This window comes from Parahaliea mediterranea (assembly GCF_003402235.1).
GTDB classification, from domain to species: domain Bacteria; phylum Pseudomonadota; class Gammaproteobacteria; order Pseudomonadales; family Halieaceae; genus Parahaliea; species Parahaliea mediterranea.
The window spans coordinates 685,682-706,635 of the sequence record NZ_QEWO01000002.1 but is presented as its reverse complement, the minus strand read 5'-3'; the positions used below and the strand labels follow the sequence as shown (position 1 = coordinate 706,635).

Annotated in this window: 14 protein-coding genes; 10 read left to right on the top strand and 4 right to left on the bottom strand. The window is 64.6% G+C overall.

Translation table 11 applies throughout. The features are described from left to right. Positions 1-165 precede the first annotated feature (165 nt). From DDZ17_RS08590 to DDZ17_RS08580, 3 genes are all read left to right on the top strand, one after another. Positions 166-1,431, top strand: coding sequence for an MDR family MFS transporter (locus tag DDZ17_RS08590; protein ID WP_116365795.1), 1,266 nt, complete (start codon positions 166-168; stop codon positions 1,429-1,431). Between the two features lie 89 nt (positions 1,432-1,520). Then, the gene (locus tag DDZ17_RS08585) at positions 1,521-2,009 is read left to right on the top strand and encodes a YbhB/YbcL family Raf kinase inhibitor-like protein (protein ID WP_116365793.1); all 489 of its coding nucleotides are present in this window, start codon (positions 1,521-1,523) and stop codon (positions 2,007-2,009) included. A 240-nt stretch (positions 2,010-2,249) separates the two neighbouring features. Then, positions 2,250-4,346: a leucine-rich repeat domain-containing protein gene (locus DDZ17_RS08580; RefSeq protein WP_157976546.1), complete on the top strand. Its 2,097-nt coding sequence runs from the start codon at positions 2,250-2,252 to the stop codon at positions 4,344-4,346. A gap of 8 nt (positions 4,347-4,354) precedes the next feature. Here the strand turns inward: DDZ17_RS08580 and DDZ17_RS08575 are convergent, their stop codons facing one another. After that, complete coding sequence (locus DDZ17_RS08575) at positions 4,355-5,578, bottom strand: acyl-CoA dehydrogenase family protein (RefSeq protein WP_116365789.1); 1,224 nt, start codon at positions 5,576-5,578, stop codon at positions 4,355-4,357. 157 nt (positions 5,579-5,735) lie between these two features. On the opposite strand from DDZ17_RS08575, the gene DDZ17_RS08570 reads away from it, so the two are divergent. Next, complete coding sequence (locus DDZ17_RS08570; protein ID WP_116365787.1) at positions 5,736-6,647, top strand: LysR family transcriptional regulator; 912 nt, start codon at positions 5,736-5,738, stop codon at positions 6,645-6,647. Here DDZ17_RS08570 and DDZ17_RS08565 read toward each other — a convergent pair. Further along, on the bottom strand, positions 6,618-9,311 hold the full coding sequence (locus DDZ17_RS08565; RefSeq protein WP_116365785.1) for a protein kinase domain-containing protein: 2,694 nt from the start codon (positions 9,309-9,311) through the stop codon (positions 6,618-6,620). The two genes, DDZ17_RS08570 and DDZ17_RS08565, sit on opposite strands and share 30 nt — an antisense overlap. A gap of 165 nt (positions 9,312-9,476) precedes the next feature. On the opposite strand from DDZ17_RS08565, the gene DDZ17_RS08560 reads away from it, so the two are divergent. The 5 genes from DDZ17_RS08560 to DDZ17_RS08540 all read left to right on the top strand — a co-directional run bounded on the left by DDZ17_RS08560 (position 9,477) and on the right by DDZ17_RS08540 (position 16,241). Then, positions 9,477-10,292: a hypothetical protein gene (locus DDZ17_RS08560; RefSeq protein ID WP_116365782.1), complete on the top strand. Its 816-nt coding sequence runs from the start codon at positions 9,477-9,479 to the stop codon at positions 10,290-10,292. Next, entirely contained in the window at positions 10,289-11,158 is an 870-nt protein-coding gene (locus DDZ17_RS08555) for a hypothetical protein (RefSeq protein ID WP_116365780.1), read from the top strand. Before DDZ17_RS08560 ends, DDZ17_RS08555 begins: the two co-directional genes overlap by 4 nt. 184 nt (positions 11,159-11,342) lie before the next feature. Beyond that, positions 11,343-12,452, top strand: coding sequence for an efflux RND transporter periplasmic adaptor subunit (locus tag DDZ17_RS08550; protein ID WP_157976545.1), 1,110 nt, complete (start codon positions 11,343-11,345; stop codon positions 12,450-12,452). 3 nt (positions 12,453-12,455) lie between these two features. Further along, the gene (locus DDZ17_RS08545; protein ID WP_116365776.1) at positions 12,456-15,626 is read left to right on the top strand and encodes an efflux RND transporter permease subunit; all 3,171 of its coding nucleotides are present in this window, start codon (positions 12,456-12,458) and stop codon (positions 15,624-15,626) included. 93 nt (positions 15,627-15,719) lie between these two features. After that, a complete protein-coding gene (locus DDZ17_RS08540; RefSeq protein ID WP_116365774.1) occupies positions 15,720-16,241 on the top strand; it encodes a nuclear transport factor 2 family protein in 522 nt (173 codons plus the stop codon). Here the strand turns inward: DDZ17_RS08540 and DDZ17_RS08535 are convergent. Then, positions 16,228-17,385: a helix-turn-helix domain-containing protein gene (locus DDZ17_RS08535; protein WP_157976544.1), complete on the bottom strand. Its 1,158-nt coding sequence runs from the start codon at positions 17,383-17,385 to the stop codon at positions 16,228-16,230. The genes DDZ17_RS08540 and DDZ17_RS08535 overlap by 14 nt on opposite strands. A 128-nt stretch (positions 17,386-17,513) precedes the next feature. Here DDZ17_RS08535 and DDZ17_RS08530 point away from each other — a divergent pair, with 128 nt between their 5' ends. Continuing rightward, the gene (locus tag DDZ17_RS08530; protein ID WP_116365770.1) at positions 17,514-19,256 is read left to right on the top strand and encodes an N-acyl-D-amino-acid deacylase family protein; all 1,743 of its coding nucleotides are present in this window, start codon (positions 17,514-17,516) and stop codon (positions 19,254-19,256) included. A 52-nt stretch (positions 19,257-19,308) separates the two neighbouring features. Here the strand turns inward: DDZ17_RS08530 and DDZ17_RS08525 are convergent, their stop codons facing one another. Then, complete coding sequence (locus DDZ17_RS08525; RefSeq protein ID WP_116365769.1) at positions 19,309-20,874, bottom strand: SulP family inorganic anion transporter; 1,566 nt, start codon at positions 20,872-20,874, stop codon at positions 19,309-19,311. Positions 20,875-20,954 lie beyond the last annotated feature (80 nt).

The window sequence follows — 20,954 nt, the reverse complement described above, 5'->3', positions numbered from 1 at the left end:
TCTTCAGAAAACCCGGAAGGCCGTCCTTCCGGGTTTTCTGCTTTTTTGGCGTCTGGATTTGCGAAAAACGCGATGGCGATCGGCAGTTAACGACAACCTGGTTCAACGAACAATCACTTACAACAACGCACAACAAAACAGCCATTCGAATGGGAGGGAACAACAATGAAATGGCAAGCGTGGCGGCAATTGCGGGCATTTCCGCCATTGGTGTGGATCATTCTGGTGGGCAGCTTCTTCGGGCGCGGCACCTACTTCATGGTGTGGCCCTTCCTGGCGATCCTGCTGTATGAAAAATTCAACCTGGGCGCCGCCCAGATCGGTTTGATCCTCAGCGCCTCGGCGGTGGGGGCGGCGGTGCTCGGCTTCTACGTGGGGGCGCTGTCGGATCGGCACGGGCGGCGCAGCATTCTGCTGGCGGGCACAGCCATCAATACCCTGGCTTTTGCGGTGCTGGCCTTTGCCGAAAGTCTGCCGGCCTTTGTGGCCGCCATGACCCTGTGTTCCATTGGCCGGGCCATCTGGGAGCCGCCCTCCAGCGCGTTGATCGGCGACCTGCTGAAGGAGCGCCGCCAGCGGGAACTGGCGCTGCAACTGCGTTACTTCCTGATTAATGCGGGAGCCGCCATGGGGCCGATAGTGGGTGTTTGGGCAGGGCTGTCTGCCCAGCAGTCCACCTTTGGGCTCACCGCTCTGAGCTACCTGGCCCTGAACCTGGCCTTTGTGTGGGCCTTTGCCCACACCGCCAGCGGGCGGCAGGCGCGGCAGCGGCGTGATCGCACGGCCTCCTTCCGTGGCACCCTGGCAGTGCTGCGCCGCGATCACATGTTCCTGGTGGTTATCCTCGCCAACGTGCTGGCGCTGTTCATCTATGCGCAGATGGATTCGTCCCTGGTGCAATACTTGACCCGGGCCGAGGCGCCCAACCTCGTGGCGCTGATTTCCAGCCTGATCCTGGTGAATGCGGTCACCGTGATTGTGTTGCAGTTTCCGCTGCTGTCGCTGATGTCCGGCATGCCGACCAACCAGCGCATTGTCATCGGCCTGGTGATTCTGGCGGCGGGGCAGTTGTGGGTGGCGCTCAACCCGGTGACGTTCATCTACGGCTGGCTGGGCGCCACCTTCGTGGTGAGCGTGGCAGAGGCCATACTGTTCCCCACCATGAGTGTGCAGATCGACCAGATGGCGCCGGATCACCTGCGCGGCAGCTACTTTGGCGCCTCGTCCTTCTACTCGCTGGGCTGGTCGCTGGCGCCGCTGGCGGGGGGCATCGTGCTGGAACTGTGGAGCGGCCCGGTGCTGTTCGGCGCCATGTTCCTGCTCTGCGGGCTGGTGTGGGTGCTGTACCGCTACGCCGAAGGGCTCAGCCGCCCCGACTGGAGCGAGGTAAAAGAGCCCGCCCTGCCACCGCCGGTGGTCGCCGGCTCCTGAGCCAGCCAACACGCCCCGCGGCATGGCCGCGGGGCGCCTTCCTTTGCTAGTCTTGTGGGCCGTGTTCATCAGCCACTAGAGGTAACCCCATGGGCTTCGCGCTTTCCGATATCAGCATTATCAGCTCCGCCTTCAGCGCCGGCGGCGCCATTCCCGCCAAACACACCGGCGAGGGGGAGGATGTATCCCCGGCACTGCGCTTCAATAACATTCCCGATGGCACGCAATCCCTGGCGGTATTCTGTCACGACCCCGACGCGCCCCTCATCAGCCCACGCGGCACCTACGGCTTTGTGCATTGGGTGCTCTACAACCTGCCCGCCACCGTCACCGAATTGCCGGAGGGTTGCAGCGACTACACCGCCGGCAAAAACGACTTCGGTAACACCGGCTACGGCGGCCCCATGCCGCCGCCCGGCCACGGCACCCACCTGTACTACTTCTGGGTGGTGGCCCTGGACAGCGAACTGAATCTGCCCGAGGGGCTGGAATTGTGGGACTTCCTGGCCAAAGTGGAGCCCCATGTGCTGGGGATCAACCGGCTGGTGGGGAGTTACCAGCGCGACCAGAACGCTTGATTTAGCTAAGCTGGGCAGCGCATTGCTGCCCCAAAATGAACAAAGCAACCAATACCCCTCTAGCTGACAGCAGGGTTGGCCGCTACAGGCTTACGCGCAGTGCTCTTACTATCGCCTCCACGTAATTCGCAGTGGTATGCATGTCCCAGCGAATTGAGTGCCCGCTTTTTATTTTTTTGAATTCTAATTATCGCTAGGGTTTAATGCGGGCTCGCAAAAAGTGTAGTTTAGGGGGTGGGTTTGAGAATCCAGAACGCAATAACATCTCTGCTGTTTCTCGTGTTGACCGGGTGCAAGATTTCAATCGATGTTCCCGTTGGCGGCTACGTGCAAACCGAGGCAGGAAACTTTCGGTGCGAGCCTAGTGAGCATTGCAAAGTAACGGTGAACAGCACGTCGTTTGATGAAGACTTTCTTGCTGTGCCCAATGAAGGATATTACTTCAAGGGCTGGCAGAAGCGGGAGAGAGGCTTGTGTGGCGGCAAGCGTGGATCATGTCGCCTGACTACCTCGGGCTTCGGTTCGAACCCGGCGCTCATGTCGTTATTAGATGCGGATGATGAGGTATTTTTCCTGACACCGCTCTTTGCCAGGGCTCCAGCCAACTGGACGCAGATTGACAGGGCTTTACAAGGTGTTGACGATGATGAGTTGCGAGCCTGTCTGAATTTCGCGAGTCAGGGCATTACTTACGCTGAGCAATTAACTGAGCTGGTTTGTGCCGAAGACCCATCAGTAGTCCAAGAGCCTCCCAGCCTGCCCTACAACTGGCGCATTTCGTCTTTTGCTGGTCTGGACAAGTTTTCTTCGCTGCGTACCTTGCAAGCTGAGCTTTGGTGTAAGTCGTCAATGCAAGATTGTGGTATCGACTTTTCCGCGCTCGAGATGCTCACAGGACTGCGAACTCTTAAGTTGTATGGTGATCTGGGGCACACCTTCAACAACGAAGACGCAGCGATCCCGGTTGAATTCATACGACACCTGAAGCAGCTCACGGTGCTCGAGTTACCCTATGTGCGAATCGACAGTGCACGGCCCATCGCAGAGTTAAGCAGATTGAAGCGCTTAAACCTGAATAGAAGTGTTTGGAACGACGTTGAATATTTGAGTGCATTAGTGCAATTGCGGGAGCTCGTGCTGACCGATTCAAACGTAGATGACCCCGCTTTTTTTGACGGTATGAATCAACTTAGGGTACTCGATTTATCTAGAAACTGGAGCAGTATCTCCGCGGATGAAATGCTGCGCCATTTGGCCAATAGTCCGGCTATGTCAAAGCTGGAAAGGCTACGTTATATCACCTCTGGCATTGCTGATATTGGCCCCTTGGCGCAAATGCCTTCCCTGAAAAGCTTGGTGCTGTACGGAAACAAAATTCAGGACATATCAGCTCTGGCGGCGCTTACCAACCTGCAGGAACTGAGACTGAGCGATAATCCAGTGACCGAGCTAGTCACCCTTGAAGACCTGTTACGACTGAAAACCTTGTCGTTGACGATCGACACTGACAAACGAAGTCAGGTTGACGCTCTACGGGGACTTAAACAGCTGGAGGACCTGACCCTATCTTTCGCTTACCCGTCAGCACTGTTTGGTGAGGATAGTTATCCAGAGGAAAGGTGTGTTCTGCCGGATGGTTATGTAGTGAGCCCCTGTAATATCGAGGCATTTTCTACTTACGATGAGAGTTATGCGGACTTCACTTTTCTGGCGGAAATGAGCCGGCTGCAGAAGTTGTATATTTGGCGTGGCGCAATTAGCGATGTGTCATTTCTGCGACATCTGGATCAACTGCAAGAAGTGCGGCTACCCCAAAATAATGTTCGCAACATTTCCTCATTGCGTGATGCAGATGCCCTGACTTTACTAGATTTAAGCTGGAACGGCAGTCGTGATGCCAACAACAACAGCAATTCACATTTGGATCTTTCGCCGCTGAACGGGCTGGGTAACCTGCAGCACCTGATTTTGCCTGGGAATGGGATCAAGAGTATGGCCCCGCTCAGGGGGATATCGTCATTACGGACAATAGACCTCAGCGATAATCTCATCGATGACCTGTTACCACAGGGCGCGGGCGTCCTTGATACGTTGCCGTTGATCTATGACATCAACCTCTACGGCAACAGGGTCGAGTCAATGTCAGGTGCCTTCGATCGGGTTACTCGATCACTGAAAGTTAATCTCAGAGGCAATCCGATCACGTGTGACAATCAACAGCTATTCACCGATAGGGGTGCCTCGTTCTGGGATTCTGCTGACCCTTACTATGTTTTTGAAACTGAGGCGGGTGCAGAGCTGTTCATCGCCTGGGATGTGCAGCCCTGCAACCGCTAGCGTGAGATTTATTCGTCGGTATAAGCCCGAATCACCTGTTTCCCCAACGCCATCTGGTGGACCTGGTCAGGGCCATCGGCCTGGCGGCACCAGCGGGCGTAGTTGAAGGCCTCGGCCATGCAGTAATCCTCGGTCAGGCCGCCGGCGCCGTGAATCTGCATGCAGCGGTCGATGATGGTCTGCACCATGATCGGCACGCTGATTTTGCTGGCGGCGATCAGGTCCATGGCGCCCTTGGCGCCAACGTCGTCCATGCGTTTGCAGGTTTTCAGCACCAGCAGGCGCGCCATTTCGATTTCTGCAAAGCTCTTGGCGATGTCTTCGCGCACGGACTGGTGCTGGGACAGTTCCCGGCCGAAGGTGCTGCGGGTCGTGGCGCGGGCGCAGGCCAGTTCCAGTGAGCGCTGGGCGGCGCCGATCAGGCGCATGCAGTGGTGGATGCGGCCCGGGCCCAGGCGGCCCTGGGCAATTTCAAAGCCGCGCCCTTCGCCCAGTAGCAGGTTGGCGGCGGGCACGCGCACGTTGTCAAAACGCAGTTCGGCGTGGCCGATGGGGGCGTCGTCGTAGCCGAGGGTGGTCAGGGGGCGGATGACGTCCAGCCCGGGGGTGCCCTTGGGCACCAGAATCTGGGTTTGCTGCAGGTGGCGGTTGGGGTTGTCCGGGTCGGACTTGCCCATCACGATAAAGATTTTGCAGCGTTCGTACATGGCACCGGTGATGAACCACTTGCGGCCGTTCAGTACGTAGTCGTCGCCGTCGCGTTCAATGCGCAGTTCGATGTTGGTGGCGTCGGAGGAGGCCACCTGGGGCTCGGTCATGGCGTAGGACGAGCGAATCTCGCCGGCCAGCAGGGGCTGCAGCCACTGCGCCTGCTGCTCGGCGTTGCCGTATTTCATGAACACTTCCATGTTGCCGGTGTCCGGGGCGTTGCAGTTGAACACCTCGGGGCTCCACAGCACGCGGCCCATCTGCTCCGCCAGTGGTGCGTAGTCGAAGTTGGAAAGGCCGTCGTGGTCGGCGAAGCCCGCCAGTGACGGCGGAATGAACAGATTCCACAGGCCGGCGTCACGGGCCTTGGCCTTGAGTTCGTCCATCAGCGGCAGGGCGGCAAAGCGATTGGGCGATTCGGCCAGTTGGCGGTGATAGGCCGCCTCGTTGGGGTAGATGTGCTCATCCATGAAGGCGGCGAGTTGGGTCTGGTAGTGGCGTGATGCGTCGCTGAATTCGAACATGGGCGTTGTCCTGTGCTGGATGGGGTATCTCGGAAATCTAGAAGGTGTCAGTCGTTGATCAATGCGGTTGATGGGTTAATGGAGACAGCTTAGCCGCTTGTTGCAACATTAAGGAAATTGATTTTAATGATGGGGTAATATTCAAGAAATTTATTACATGAGGGAGGGCCGCGTGCGCCTGGACCACATCGACCTCAACCTGTTTGTCCTGTTCGACGCCCTCTACCGGGAGCGCAATGTGACCCGGGTTGCCATGCAGCTCAACCTGACCCAGCCCGCGGTGAGTAATGCCCTGGGCCGCCTGCGTCAGGCCTTTGACGACCCCCTGTTCCTGCGCACGCCCGATGGCATGCAGCCCACGCCGGTGGCGGAGCGCATGGTGGCGGATGTGCGCGAGGCCCTGGTGCTGCTGCGGCGCAGTGTGGGGGCCGGGGCGCGCTTTGACCCGGCCACTTCGGATAAAACCTTTCGCCTGGGCATGAATGACCTGGCTGAGTCGCTGCTGCTGCCGGGCCTGCAAGCGGCCCTGGCCCAGGCCGCCCCCACGGTGGCGGTGGCCAGCTACTATGTGGACCGGGCCAGCGCCGCCGATGAGCTGCGCGCCGGCCGTTCGGATTTGCTGCTGGATGCGCCGGTGTTCAACGCACGGGAGCTGCGCCACGCGCCGCTGGCCAGCCTGCCCTATGTGGTGGCCATGCGCCGGGGGCACCCGCTGGCGCGGCGCAAGATGACGGAGAAGGCCTACCTGGCGGCGGAGCACTTGCATGTATCCAGCCGGCGCCGTGGGCGCGGGCAGGTGGACATTGCCCTGCACAGCCGCAACCTGCGGCGGCGGGTGTCCATGCGGGTGCAGAACTACCTGGTGGCGGCCCGCATTGCCCAGCAGACAGACCTGTTGTGGACGGTGCCCCGGGTGTTGCTGCCGCTGGTGGATCTGGTGGCCCGGCCGCTGCCTTTTGCGGTGCCGCCGCTGCAGTGGCACCTGTTCTGGCACGGCAACGCCGACGGCGACCCGGCCAATCAGTGGCTGCGCCAGCAGCTACAGGCCCTGGCCGGTCAGCTGGGCTGAGGGACTGGCCGAACCCGAGGCGCGCAGCGGCTCCGGCGCCGGGCACAGCGCCTGCGGCAGCCTATCCGCCCCGCCTGGCTCGCCCGCTTCGGCCACGCGCCGCAGGGTCGCCAGTTTTTGCACCCAGCCGGCGCCGCCCATGGCCAGGGCCAGCGCATCGGCATCCAGCGCGCTGCCCAGGCTGTTGGCCGCTGCGCTGTCGCCGCCGGCCAGCAGGGTAGCCGCCAGCCAGAAGCTGGCAGCCTGGGTGTCGGGTGCGTTGGGGCCCCAGGTGTCCAGCAGCGCGGCGCGGGCTTCGCCCAGGCGCAGGGTGGCGTTTTGCAGGCGGCCCTGGCAGTAGTCGATGCTGGCCAGCATGCGCAGGGCGTTCAGGGCTTTTTCCTGGCGCTCGTCCACGCCCAGCAGCAGCTGGCGGCCGCGCTCCAGGTAGCCGGTGGCGCGCGCCAGTTCGCCGGCATCCAGGTAGTAGCGGCCGGCAACCACCAGGGCCTGCCCCAGGGTGAAGGGGTCGCTGTCGCCCACACCGCGCTCCAGCTGGTCGAGGGCCGCCTGCAGGGTGGTTTCGGCTTGCCCGGCCTGCCCGGTCTGTTGCAGGGCCTGGGCCTGGCCGAGTCGGGCGTAGGCGATCAGGGCCGGGCCCAGAGCCTCGGCATCCTGCGGCTTTTGCAACAGCTTATCCAGCAGCTGCTGGTAGTGGGCCAGTGCCTCGCGGTGCTGGCCCAGGCAGTTCAGGGCCTCGCCAATCCAGGAGCGCACGTTGAACAGGTTGTAGGTGGCTTCGGGGGAGGGCGGCAGGGCGATGGCCTGGGCACTGCGCAGGTCGCCGAGGGCGCCCCGGCAATCTTTGCGTGCGGCCCGCAGCATGCCGCGCAGCGCCTGCAGGACAAAGGCATCCTCGGCGTCGACGGCGCTGGCATTGCGCTGCAGGTCATCCACCGCCGACAGCACCGCCTCGGCCTCGTCAAAGCGCGACTGCTCCAGCAGCAGCATGGCGTAGCCGCGCCGCGCCAGCAGGGTGCGCGGGTGGCCGGGGCCGTGGGCCTGGCCCAGCAAGTCCACGGCAAGGCGCTGTTGCTGTTCTGCCGCGGCGTAGTCGCCAAGGCCGGTCAGGCCCTGGGCAATGCCGTTGCGAATCCAGCCCTCGCTGCCCGGGTCGCCGGCAAAGCGCTCGCCCACGGTGTCGGCGGCGTGGCGCAGCACCCGGCGCATGCCGGGGTCCGGGTCGCTGTCGGTTTTCAGGGCGCCGGTGTTGGCCAGCACGTCCCGGTACAAAAAGTCGTTCACCGCCTGCAGGCGCTCACTGCTGATGCTGGCCTGGCGATACAGATACAGGCTGGCGCCCAGGCCAGTCAGCAGGGTTAGCAGGGTGGCCGCCAGCCAGGGGCGCCGGGCCCGGCTGCGTTGCAGGGCGCGCTGGGCCTGCTGCGCCTGTGCCGTGGCCTGTGCCTGTTGCTGCTGGGCGTTGCACCGCTGGGTGAGTGTGCGCAGCCGCGTCACCAGGTCGCTGACCGCCCCCAGGCGCTGCCCCGGGTCGCCGTCGGTGGCGCTGGATAAGTCCTGGCACAGCAGCGGGTCGTCCACGTCGCGTTCCCAGCCCGGGGCCATGGGCCGGCGCAGGTCGCCCACCAGGCACTGGTAGAGGATGATGCCCAGAGCGTACAGGTCGCTCTGCACGGTGGGGGGCTGCCCGGCCAGCAGCTCCGGGGCCAGGTAGTGAGGGGTGCCGCTGCCGGCATCGTCCAGCACCGCGCCGCTGGTGGTGAGCCCCGAGCCGGTAATGTCACCCAGGCGGGCGGATTCCAGCAATCGGCCGCTGCCAAAGTCGCTCAGGCACAGCTGCCAGCCGCCCTCAGGCGCTGGATGGATCAGGATGTTGGCTGGTTTTAAATCCTTGTGCAGCACGCCAACGCTGTGGGCAGCGGCCACCGCATCGGCGATCTGCAGGAACAGGGCGAGCCGCGCCTCCCGGGTGAGGCTGGCCAGGCCCTGCGCGCCGGTGGACCATGCCAGCAGGGACTGGCCGGCGTAGGCGCATTCCAGGAAGAAGGGCGGCGCCTCGAAGTTCCAGTCGATGATGCGGGCGATATCGGCGCGCTCGCCCAGGTTCTCCCGCAGCACCCGGTACAGGGTGGCCTCGCGCTTCAGATCCGCCAGGCGCTCGCCGCCGGGGCTGAATTTGTACACCCGCGGCTCGCCGGTTTTGGCGTGGCGAGCCAGCCAGACTTCGTTGTTTCGCGAGCCGCCCAAGGGCTCCCTGAGCACAAAGTTGGGCCGCGCCGGCACGCCCATGCCCGGGGCCAGGTCCAACTGGCTGCTGAACTGGCGGCCCACGGCGCTGCGCTCCAGGGGGCCGTGGAAGCGGTAGCCCACCCGGGGCTGGGTGATGATGTAGCCAGCGCCCTCGGGGTTGAGGGCACTGCGCAGTTTGGCGACGGCGTTGGCAACCACGTTATCCACCGTGGGGCGGCCCTGCCACACACTGTCCAGCAGTTCCTCCCGGGTGACCACCTCGCCGGCGTGGGCCAGCAACAGGGCCAGCACTTCCAACGGCTTGCGCTGGATGTCCACCGGCAGGCCCGCCACCCGCAGCTCAAAGCGCGCCTCGTCGAACTCTGCCGCCCCAAAGCGATAGCGGTACAGGGTCGGTTTAGACCGTTCTGCCATGGCCGGGCGCTTCCTCGTGTGGTTGCAAGGTGTTGATTCCGCGCCCGTTTTCGCGGGGTTAGGAATTGGTTAGGGCAAAGATAGGACAACTGCGTGGCCCTGCGCCAGCCTGTGATGCGTAGGCTGATGCGTTGGCCGGCAGGTTGCGGTGACAGGAGAGATGACATGAATACGCGCAGGTTGAGTGTGTTGTTGGTGGCCGGTGGGCTGGGCCTGGTGTTGTTGGCGGTGGTGTGGTTTATCGTGGCCTTTGCCGATGCCATGGATATGGCCGGCAGCTTTATGGGCGATGACTACAGCACGCGCCTGATGGCGTGCCTGTATTCCAGCGCTGCCCTCTGCGAGGGCGCGGGGGCCTTCAGCGAGGGGCCGGCCTACAGCCCGGTGCTGTTCTGGCTTGGCCTGGTGGCCGTGCTGGTGGGGGCGGTGGTGGGCCTTTCCAGCCGTGAACCGGCAGGAGAGGCTACCCGCGCCGCAGAGCCCGGCCATTCGCTGCTGACCGGCGTGCTGGCGCCGGCCAACTACGCTCGTTTTTGCTACCAACTGGCCCTGGGCGGTGCCATTGGCGGCCTGTTGCTGCTGCCCCTGGCGGTGGCTGCTTGGGGCGCAATGGTGCTGGCGCTGCTGGGCCTGACCCACTACCGGGCACAGCTCAGTGCGCTGGGGGTGTCGCACCTGGGGCTGATCCTGCTGGTGTGTACGGTCGGGGGGCTGCTGCTCTACTTGAGTCGCGGTTCGGCGCTGTTTTTGCTGGTGGGGCTGTTGCAGGCGCTCGGCCTGTACGTGGGCTTCAACAGCTATCGGCACCAGCGGCAGGTTGGCTTGCACAATGCCAAGGACGAGTGCATCGCCGCCTTTCGGCGCGCGCCGTCCGCCAATCTGAGAGAGCCATCAGCCAATCCGGGAGGGCCGTCAGCCAATCCGAGAGAGCCATCAGCCAACCAGAGAAAGCCGTTAGCGAAGCCAGGAGAGCCGTCATGAACCGTGCGCAGTGTGAAAGGGGCGGGTGGCAAGCGGCCATGCGCAAGGGCCGGCGACTGAGGGCCGCTCTGCTGTTTGCGACGATGGCGCTGGCAGCGGCCGGCACTGTCACAGCGGATCCTGGCACAGCGGACCCTGGCACAGCGGGCCCTGCCGCAGCGGGCCCTGCCAATGCAGGATCCCCCACCACGGAGACCAGCGCGGACAGCGTCGACATTCTGGGCTTTCGCCTGGGCATGAACCGCGAAGAGGTGGAAGCGGTGTTCCGCCGCCTGAACCCGGAGGTAAAGCTGGAAGTACACAACGCCTACTTCCACTATTCCGACGGGCTGCAGGAACTGCAGACAGAGACCTTCCTGGGCAGCCTGTCCGGCACGGTGCGCCACGACCGCCAGACCCAGGAAATTCTCACGGTGACGGTGGATTTCTCGCCGCCGCCGCTGGCCGGCCGGGTGGTGCAGATCACCCGCTACGAGAACAATATCGCCAACCCGATCACCCGGGCCCAGTTCCGCGATGCCCTGGTGGGCAAGTACGGCCAGCCGGCCTCGCAGAAGCGCCTGCACTGGCACTTCCCGGCGGATCGAACCCTGTGTTCCAACCCCGCCGCCAGCGGGCCGCTTGCCGCTAACCTGAACACCCTGGTGCAGGGACGGGATATCCAGCAGAAGTACGCCCACCCCGAGCAGTGCGCGTCGTTTTTGTCGTTCAACCTGCGCGGCGACCCGGTCAAGGGCGTGAGCGCCCGCATGGTGGATGTGGAGCACGCCATCCGTTCGCAACTGGCGGCCAGCGAGTGGGTGGCGGGCCTTCAGGAGAAGGCGGTGGCGGAGCGCATCGCCCGGGGCAAGGGCCCGCAGCTGTAAGCGGGCGGCGGTGCCAGCCGCCGTGCCGTTATTTTGAGGGCCTGCGCCGTCTGCCGGATGACGCAGGCCTGGCGGGCAATGCCAGTTGGCCGGTAACGGGGCCATGGCAAGTGAATGGGCTGTCCTATATTCTTGCTATCTGTTTGATAGTCATTCCCATTTTCTCGCCGACAAGGTTTTTAGCGTGCCCCTGATCATCCGCCACCCCGCTTTGCTGCTTTCCCTGCTGGCCGCCGTGTCGGCCCTGTGTGTCATCGCGCCCGCCGGCGCCCAGGAGGGCGTGCCGGTCACCGTGGCGGATGTTGAGCGCATGGCCATTCTGCAACAGGTGCCCCTGACCGGCACGGTAACGGCCCAACGCAGCTCGCGCCTGTCGGCGGCGACCAGTGGCCTGGTGCAATCCCTGTTGGTGGATGCCGGCTCGCGGGTGGAGGCGGGGGATGTGCTGCTGGAACTGGACCCGGAACTGGCCGCCCTGCAACTGGACAGCGCAGAGGCCCGGGCGCGCCAGGCCGGCAACGCCCTGCAAGACGCCAAGCGCCGTTTGAAAGAGGCCCAGGAGCTGATTCCCCAGCGCAGCATTGCCGAAAGCCTGGTGCGGGATATCGAATCGGAAGTGCAGCAGGACCAGGCCGCGCGGGAGCAGGCCGTGGCCGAAGCGGCCTACCAGCGCGCGGTGCTGGCGCGGCACACCCTGCGCGCCCCCTTCGCCGGGGTGGTGAGCGCCAAACTCACCGACCTCGGCGAGTGGGTCACGCCGGGGCAGGCGGTGCTGGATCTGGTGGCCACCGATGCGGTGCGCATGGACTTTCCCGTGGCGGAGGATTACCTGGAGGCCATTCGCCAGGGCGGCCAGGTGCATTACAGCCTGAGCACCGCGCCGCAAATGCGTTACGTCGGGCAGGTGGAAACCGCCGTCCCGGTGACCGACCCTGGCGCCCGCACCTTCCTGCTGCGCGTGCTGCCCGGGGAAGACAGCCCCATGCTCAAGCCCGGCATGTCGGTGAGTGCGGTGCTGCAGATGCCCACCGGCCGCGAGGGCCTGGTGGTGCCGCGCGATGCCACCCTGCGCTATCCCGATGGCCGCACCGTGGTGTGGACGATTCAGCGCGGCGGTGACGGCGCTACCGTCACCGAGAATCTGGTGCAAATCGGCCTGCAGTTCGACGGCAAGGTGGAAATTCGCAGTGGCCTGTCCGGCGGCGAGCAGGTGGTGCTGGAGGGCAACGAGGCCCTGCAGATCGGCCAGAGCGTCACGGTCAGGCGGGCCTCTCCCTCCGCCGGAGGGCGCTAGCTCATGTTCGAGAAAATCGTCGCCCGCGGCACCCTGATGACGGTCACCGTGCTGATCGTCTGCGTGCTGGGCATTGTGGCCGCCACCCGCATTCCGGTGCAGATGATCCCCGATTTGGATGTGCGGGTAATCAGCGTGCGCACCAACTGGCCCGGCGCCACGCCGCAGGATGTGGAAAAGGAAATCCTCATCGAGCAGGAGGAGTACCTGCGCAACCTGCCCAATCTGTCGCGCATCATTGCCACCGCCGAGAGCGGCTCGGCGGAAATCGAACTGGAATTTCCCTTTGGTACCGACATCACCGAAATGCTGATTCGGGTCAACAACGCCCTCAGCCAGGTGCCGTCCTACCCCGAGGCGGTGGACGAGCCGCGCATCTATGCCAACTCCTTCTCCGCCAACAACTTCATGTTCTTTATTGTCACGCCCCTGCCGGACAACCCGCGCCAGCTGGACATGGACCTCACCCGCGACTTCCTGGAGGAAAACGTCAAGCCGCGCCTGTCGCGCATTCCCGGGGTGTCCGAGGTCAGCGTGTGGGGCGGCGCCGAGCGCCAGGTGCAGATTCTCATTGACCCGGCCCGCCTGGCCCAGCGCGGGCTGAGCCTGGCCGATGTGCGCAGCGCCATTCGCAGCCGCAACCGCGACCGCTCCGGCGGCGAGATCGAATCGGGCAAGCGGCAGTACCTGCTGCGCACAGTGGGCCGCTTTGATTCGGTGGCCTCCCTCAACGACCTGGTGCTGGCGCGCCGGGGCGACGCCATTATCCGCCTGGCGGATGTGGCCACCATCCAGCTCGACCATTTTGAAAAGCGCGACGTTACTACCTTCAACGGCCAGGACGGCATCATGGTTGCCCTGCGCCGGGAGTCGGGCTCCAACGTCATCGACATCAAGCGCGCCATTCTCGCCGACCTTGAGCCGATGAATGACGAGCTGCTTGAACCCAACGGCCTGATGATGGCGCTGATGTCCGACGATGTGCGCTACGTGGAGGACTCAGTCGCCAATGTGTGGCAGAACCTCATCCTCGGGGCTCTGCTGGCCACGGCGGTGATGTACCTCTTCCTGCGCTCCCTGCGCACAACGCTGGTGGGGGTGATGGGCATTCCCATCTGCATTATCGTCGGCTTCCTGGGCCTGCTGGTGGCGGGGCGCACGGTCAATGTTATCTCCCTGGCCGGCATCGCCTTCGCCATCGGCATGACCCTGGACAACAGCATTGTGGTGCTGGAGAGCATCGAACTGGAACGGCGCCGCGGGGCCGACCGCGTTCGCGCCGCCATCGAGGGCGTGCGCCAGGTGTGGCCGGCGGTGTTCGCCTCCACCATGACCACGGTGCTGGTTTTTATCCCGGTGCTGTTTGTACAGGAGGAGGCAGGCCAGCTGTACTCTGATATCGCCATGGCCATTTCCGCCGCCATTCTCGCCTCCATGCTGGTGGCCATCACCGTGCTGCCCACGGCGGCGGCGCGGCTCACCATTCGCCCCCGGGGCGAGGGGGAGGGCAGCGCCAGCGGCGAGCGCCTGCGTCGTTCCACCCTGGCGGCCGTCAGTGCCCTGCTGGCCACGCCGCGCCGGCGCTATACCTGCATTGGCATCACCTGCCTGCTGAGCGTGGTGATCATCGCCTGGCTCACGCCACCGGCGGAATACCTGCCGGAGGGCGAGGAGCCGAAAGTGTTTGCCTCGATGAACGCGCCGCCGGGCTACAACCTGCCGGCCATGCTGCAAATCGGGCGCGAGATTGAACAGCACCTGCTGCCCTTTGTGGATGCCGACCCGGCAGACTTCCAGCGCGGCGACGCGCCAGTGCCGGCGCTGAAATACCTCAACATGCGCATTGGCACCGGCGACATGCGCATTATCGCCGAGCCGGTGGATGGCGCCGACATTGAACCGCTGATGGATGCCCTTACCGATATTTACGAAGGCTACCCGGGGATGCGCGCCTTCGCCGCCCGGGGTTCCATCATCACCAGCAACGACGGCGGCACCCGCAGCATCAACCTGGATATCGGCGGCGCCCGGCTGGAGGACATCTACCGGGTGGCGCTGTCCGCCTATCGCCACGCCGAAACCGTGTTCGACAACCCGCGCATCCAGAGCCAGCCGTCCTCGCTCACCCTGGCCCAGCCCATGGTGGAAATTCACCCCCACTGGGAGCGGGCGGCGGAGCTGGGCCTGACGGCCGACGACCTGGGCTTTACCGTGTCGGCCCTGACCGATGGCAGCTATGTGGATGAGTTCTTCATGGAAGACGACAAGATCGACATCTACCTCTATTCCGACGTGGGCCAGAACGCAGAGCTGGACAACCTGGCCCAGCTGCCGGTGTACACGCCCAATGGCGCGGTGCTGCCGCTGGGTGCGCTGGCGAGCATCGAGGAGTCGGTGGACACCAACTCCCTGCGCCGGGTCAACGGCCGGCGCACGGTAACCCTCAATATCATCCCGCCGCGCAGCATCCCGCTGGAAACCGGCGTGGCCAAGGTGCGCAACGAACTGGTGGCGGCCATGCGCGAGAGCGGCGAAATCCCGGCTGGGGTGAGCATTGATATCTCCGGCGCCGCCGACCAGCTGGACGCCACCCGCGAGGCCCTGGTCAGCAACTATGCGGTAGCCCTGTTCATCATCTACCTGCTGATGGTGGCCATCTTCACTCACTGGGGCTACCCCCTGCTGATCATGACCTCCATCCCCCTGGGCATTGCCGGCGGCATTGTGGGACTGGCCCTGCTGAACGGCGTGGGCGCGCTGCTGCCCCTGTTCGGCATGGCGACCATCGTGCAGCCCTTCGACATGATATCCATGCTCGGCTTTCTCATTCTGATGGGCACTGTGGTCAACAACCCCATTCTTATCGTTGACCGTGCCGTGCGGAATGTAAAAGAGCAGGCCATGGTGCCGGTGGATGCGGTGAAGGAAGCGGTGGAGGCGCGCCTGCGGCCCATCGCCATGTCCACCATCACCACGATCTGCGGGCTGGCGCCGCTGGTGATGATCCCCGGCGCCGGCACCGAGCTGTACCGGGGTGTTGGCGCCATTGTCATGTTCGGCATTCTGGGGGCCGCGCTGGTGACCCTCACCATGCTGCCGGCGCTCACGGTGGCGGTGCTGGAGTGGAGCGAGCGGCTGTCCAGCCGCCGCTCGGCAAAGGCCGGGGCGGGCTGAATAGCTGCACCCGCCGGCCTGCTGCGCGGTGTTGGCGGGCCAGTTGCGGGCCTATACTCCAACCATCCCACCGGCAACGAGAGAGGGCAGGGCATGGCTTCAGTGGAACTGCAGCAACTGGCGGCGGAGGCGGAGATTCGCCGGGTACTGGCGCAATACTGCCGCGCGCTGGATCGCATGGATAAAAACGCCGCCTACAACGTCTGGCATACGGGGGGCACTGCCCTCTACCACGATATTTTCGAAGGCACCGGCCACGGCTTTGTGGACTGGGTGTGGCAGGCCCACGCGGCCATGGAGCGCCATTCCCACCAGCTCGCCCAGAGCTGGATTGCCGTGGAAGGCGATAGCGCCCGCAGCGAAAGTTACGTCACCGTGTGCCTGTGGACCCAGCCCGATGCCACGGGCCAGCAGCAGGAAATTGTCGGTCGCGGCCGCTACCTGGACCGCTGGGCCTGCCGCGACGGGCGCTGGGCCATCGTGCACCGGGAGCATATCCTGGACACACAAACCATTCTCCCGCTGGCGGCAGAGGCGGCCGGCGGCGCGCAGAAGGGCTACGTCAGCGGCGTGTCCGCCAGGGACGGCAGCGACCCCTCCTTTAACTACTGTTAACGCCGCTTTTATCCTGCTGACCCTCGCCCTGCTGGCCCTCGCCCTGCTGACTCTCGCCCTGTTGATAGCGCCGGGGCGACATGCCCACATGGCGGCTGAAGGTGCGGGAAAAATAGGCCGGGTCCGGGTAGCCCACTTCGGCGCCGATGTCGGCGATGCCCAGGGCGCTGTCGTGCAGCAGGCGCGCGGCATGGGCCATGCGCAACTCGTCGCGGTAGCCCAGCACACTCAGGCCGCACTGCTCGCGAAACAGGCCAGACAGCCGGGAGGGTGACAGGCTGGCGGCCTGGGCCACGTCGTCCAGGCTGAAAGGGTGGGTGTAGTGGGCCTGGATGAACTCCCGGGCGCGTTCAATGCGCGCATCGCGCTGGCTCTGGTAGCCCGCGGGCAGGCAGGCCCGGCAGCGCAGTATCAGCTGCTCCAGCAGGTTATGCGACAGTTCCTCGCGCAGTGCGTCCTCGGCGTGCAGGCAGTGTTCCAACTCGTGGAACAGGCCGCGAATTTTGCCGGCATGGTTGCCGTGGATGCGTAGTGCGCTGATCTGGCTGCTGAATTCCGGCCAGCGCAGCCAGTCGCGCCAGCGCGAGTCGGGCTGGAATACCACCCAGTCGTACCGCCATTCATTCGCTCCCGCCAGCGGCTGCAGGTGGTAGAGGGCACCGGGCGCCACCAGCAGCACTGTATCTGGCCGCAAGGCCAGGCTGCGCCCCGCCGCCCGCAGGCTGGCCCCGCCCCCCTCGCAGCACAGCATGCTCCAGCCCTGTTCGCTCTGGCTGCCGTAGGCAAAACCGCGTTTGAGGTCGGCCCGGTGCCAGCGGGCATAGCCGGCGGTGATGGGGGCGCGAAACAGCAGGTTGGGGTCCAGGTGGCTGAGGTAATCCTGCAAGAAGGCATCGGCATCGGCGGCGCTGAACCCCGCCCCCTGTCGCCACACCCGGCGCCAGCGCGGCGCCAACGGGGCCAGGGGGCTGTCGGCGGGCAGGGGCCTGCGCAGGGCCTCGGCGTAGGCCCTGAAAGAGCGGCGATCCAGAGGCGTGTCCAGGGCCTCAAACCAGCGGCTGGCGCGGTCCAGGCTGGCGCTGTCCACCGGCTGCCCGTCCAGCAGCCGAAAGAGGGTGTTGGCGGCATCGCGCTGCTCGCTCATGTCAGTAATATCGTCCAAGTATTCGCTGTGATGGTGATACTAGCCCATCGTGGGCCGCAGTACATTGGTGGCAGGCCGGCGCACATCGCTGGGCTGGCCAGCGTGTTAACGATAACGAGGATAAAACCATGAGCGAGCCGCAAAACCTGCTGATCCAGAACGGCACTGTCGTCGATGGCACCGGCGCCCCTGCCTACCGCGCCGATGTGCGTATTCGCGACGGCCTGATTGCCGAAATCGGCGAGGGCCTGAGCCCGGCCGACGGCGAAACCTGTTTTGATGCCGCCGGCTGCGTTGTGGCTCCCGGCTTTATTGAATCCCACACCCACTACGACGGCGCCATGTGGTGGGACGACCGCCTCGACCCGCTGCCCGGCTACGGCGCCACCACCCAGGTGATGGGCAACTGTGGCTTTGCCACCGCGCCCCTGTCGGATGACGAAGCCGCCCGCCGGGAAGTGGTGAAGATATTCTCCTTCTTCGAGGACATTCCCGAAGGGCCCTTTCTGGACAAACTGCCCTGGGACTGGAAAAGCTGGCCCGAGTACAAGGATTCGATGATCCGGCACTGCAAAGTGCCGCTGAACTACGCCGTGTACAGCGGCCACATTGCCCTGCGCCTGGCGGCCATGGGCATGGAGGCCTGGGAGCGCGCGGCGACCCCGGCCGAAATCGAGCACATGGCCCGGATGCTGGACGAGGCCATGGCCGCCGGCGCCATGGGGATGTCCTCCAACCTCATGGACCACGACGGGGAAGACCGGCCGGTGCCGAGCCTGATGGCCGACGACGCCGAATTCCGCGCGCTGCTGGAAGTGCTGGATCGCTACCCCGGCAGCAGCCTGCAGATTATCCTGGATACCTTCCGCAACATGACCGCTGGCGAATCCCTGCAGCGCCTGGTGCGGTTGACGGAGGGGCTCAACGTGCGCGTGCAGTGGGGCGGTGTGCCGACGCTGGAATTCCAGCGCGATTTAATGGGCATCCAGGCGCCGCTGGTGGCATTGCACGAGCAGATCAAGGCCTCCGGCAAGGACTTCTGGACCGGCTTCGCCCACATTCCCATTACCTCCACCCTGAGCGTGCAGAACTCCCTGATGTTCGCCCAGAGCAATGATTACGTGTGGCACGAAGTGGTGACCGCCGAAACCGACGAGGAGAAAACACGCATTCTGCGCGATGCGAACTGGCGCGAGCGGGCGCGCAAGAGCTGGGACGAGGAGACCTTCGAGTTCTCGCCCTTCCCCCGGGGGCGGGCAGAAAACCTGCAGCTGCTGAACAGCGAAAACGGCACCGGCCCCACCCATGTCACCGTGGGCGAATACCAGCAGCAGATTGGCGCGCCCCATCCCTCCGACGCCATGGCCGAATGGATTCTGGCCAACGGCCTGGAATCCACCGTGACCATGCCGCCCTTCGCCATGACCGACGACGTGGTGGAAGCGCTGATCAAGGACCCGATGGCCGCGGGCAACATCAATGACTGCGGTGCCCACGGGCAGATGTTCTGCGGCGGCGGCGAGAACATCAAGCTGCTCACCTACTGGGTGCGCGACACCGGCAAGATCAGCATTGAAGAGGCCGTGCACTCCATGACCGGCAAGCTGGCGCGGCACTTCTCCCTGCCGGACCGCGGTGAACTGGTGGTGGGCAAGCGCGCCGACGTCACCGTGTTCAACCTTGACGAGATCGAGTCGCGGGACATGGAGCGGGTGTACGACGTGCCGGACGGCAAGGGTGGCCACACCTGGCGCTGGACCCGCCAGCCGGCGCCGATGCGCCTGACGCTGGTGAACGGCGTCACCACCTTTGATGGCAGCGCGGCAACCGATGCCCGCCCGGGGGTGATGGTGAGCCCGGTAGCGGCCTGACGGGCCCTGGCCTATGCCACAGCAGCGGGCCCCGTGCGGGGCCCGTTTGCCCTCAGGCCAGGCTGTCCTCGGCCACAAAGTACTTAGGGTCTTCAATCACGTTCACTTCCACCAGGTCACCGGCTTTGCGCAGCAGAGTGCGGCATTCCTCGGACAGGTGCACCAGGTGTAAGGTCTTACCGGCATTGAGGTAGCGCTCGGCCAGGGAGTCGATGGCCTCCAGCCCGGAGTGATCCGCCACCCGCGACTGGGCGAAGTCGATAATCACGTCATCCCGGTCCTGGCGCGGGTCGAACTGCTCCAGGAAGGACGCCACCGAGCCGAAGAACAGGGGGCCGTGTACCGCGTACACGGTGGAGCCCTTGTGGTCTTCGCGCGCCTCCACCCGGATGTGCTTGGCGTGCTCCCAGGCGAAGGCCAGGGCGGAGATGATCACGCCGACAATCACCGCGATGGCGAGGTCGGTGGCCACGGTAACGGCAGACACCAGCACCAGCACCAGGGCGTCGGTGCGCGGCACCTTGCGCAGCACCCGGAAGGAACTCCACTCAAAGGTGCCGATCACCACGATGAACATCACCCCGGTCAGCGCCGCGATGGGGATCTGCTCGATCAGTGGCGAGGCCACCAGAATGAACAGCAGCAGGAACAGGGCGGCAGAAATGCCCGACAGCCGCCCGCGCCCGCCGGAGTTCACGTTGATCAGGCTCTGGCCGATCATGGCGCAGCCGCCCATGCCGCCGAAGAAACCGGTCACGGTGTTGGCCACGCCCTGGCCCACGCACTCCTTGTTGCCACGGCCGCGGGTTTCGGTGATTTCATCCACCAGGCGCAGGGTGAGCAGCGATTCGATCAGGCCGATGGCGGCCAGAATCACCGCGTAGGGGAAGATAATCCCCAGCGTTTCCAGGTTCAGCGGTACAGAAGGAATGTGAAAACTCGGCAGGCCGCCCTTGATGGACGCCACATCGCCCACCAGGCGGGTGTCCAGCCCCAGCCCGATAACCAGCAGGCTCACCACCAGAATCCCGGCCAGGGAGGCGGGAATGGCCTTGGTGAAGCGCGGCAGGAAGTGGATGATCAGCATGGTGAGAAACACCAGCCCCAGCATCAGGTACAGGGCGCTGCCCTGCATCCAGGCCACGTCGATCACCGACCCCTGCAGCCAGGTGCCCTGTAGCCAGCCGGGTTCGCCCTGTTCGCCAAACTGGCTGAGCTGGGCCAGGAAGATGACAATGGCCAGCCCGTTCACAAAGCCCATCATCACCGGGTGGGGCACCATGCGAATGAACTTGCCCAGGCGCAGGGCGCCGGCCAGGATCTGCAACAACCCCATCAGCACCACCGTGGCGAACAGGTATTCCACCCCGTGTTCTGCCACCAGCGCCACCATCACCACCGCCAGCGCGCCGGTGGCGCCGGAGATCATGCCCGGCCGCCCGCCAATGCAGGCGGTGATCAGGCCCACCATGAAGGCGGCATACAGGCCCACCAGCGGCTCGACCCCGGCCACAAAGGCGAAGGCGACGGCCTCTGGCACCAGGGCCAGGGCAACGGTAAGGCCAGACAGCACGTCGTTTTTGACGTTGCCGCTGCGGTATTGGGGCATTTCGAACATCGGGCTCTCCATGGGGCGCCACCCGCTGTGCGCTGCGGATGGGCAAATTCGGGTCCGGCCGGGCTGTGGTTATCGGGGGA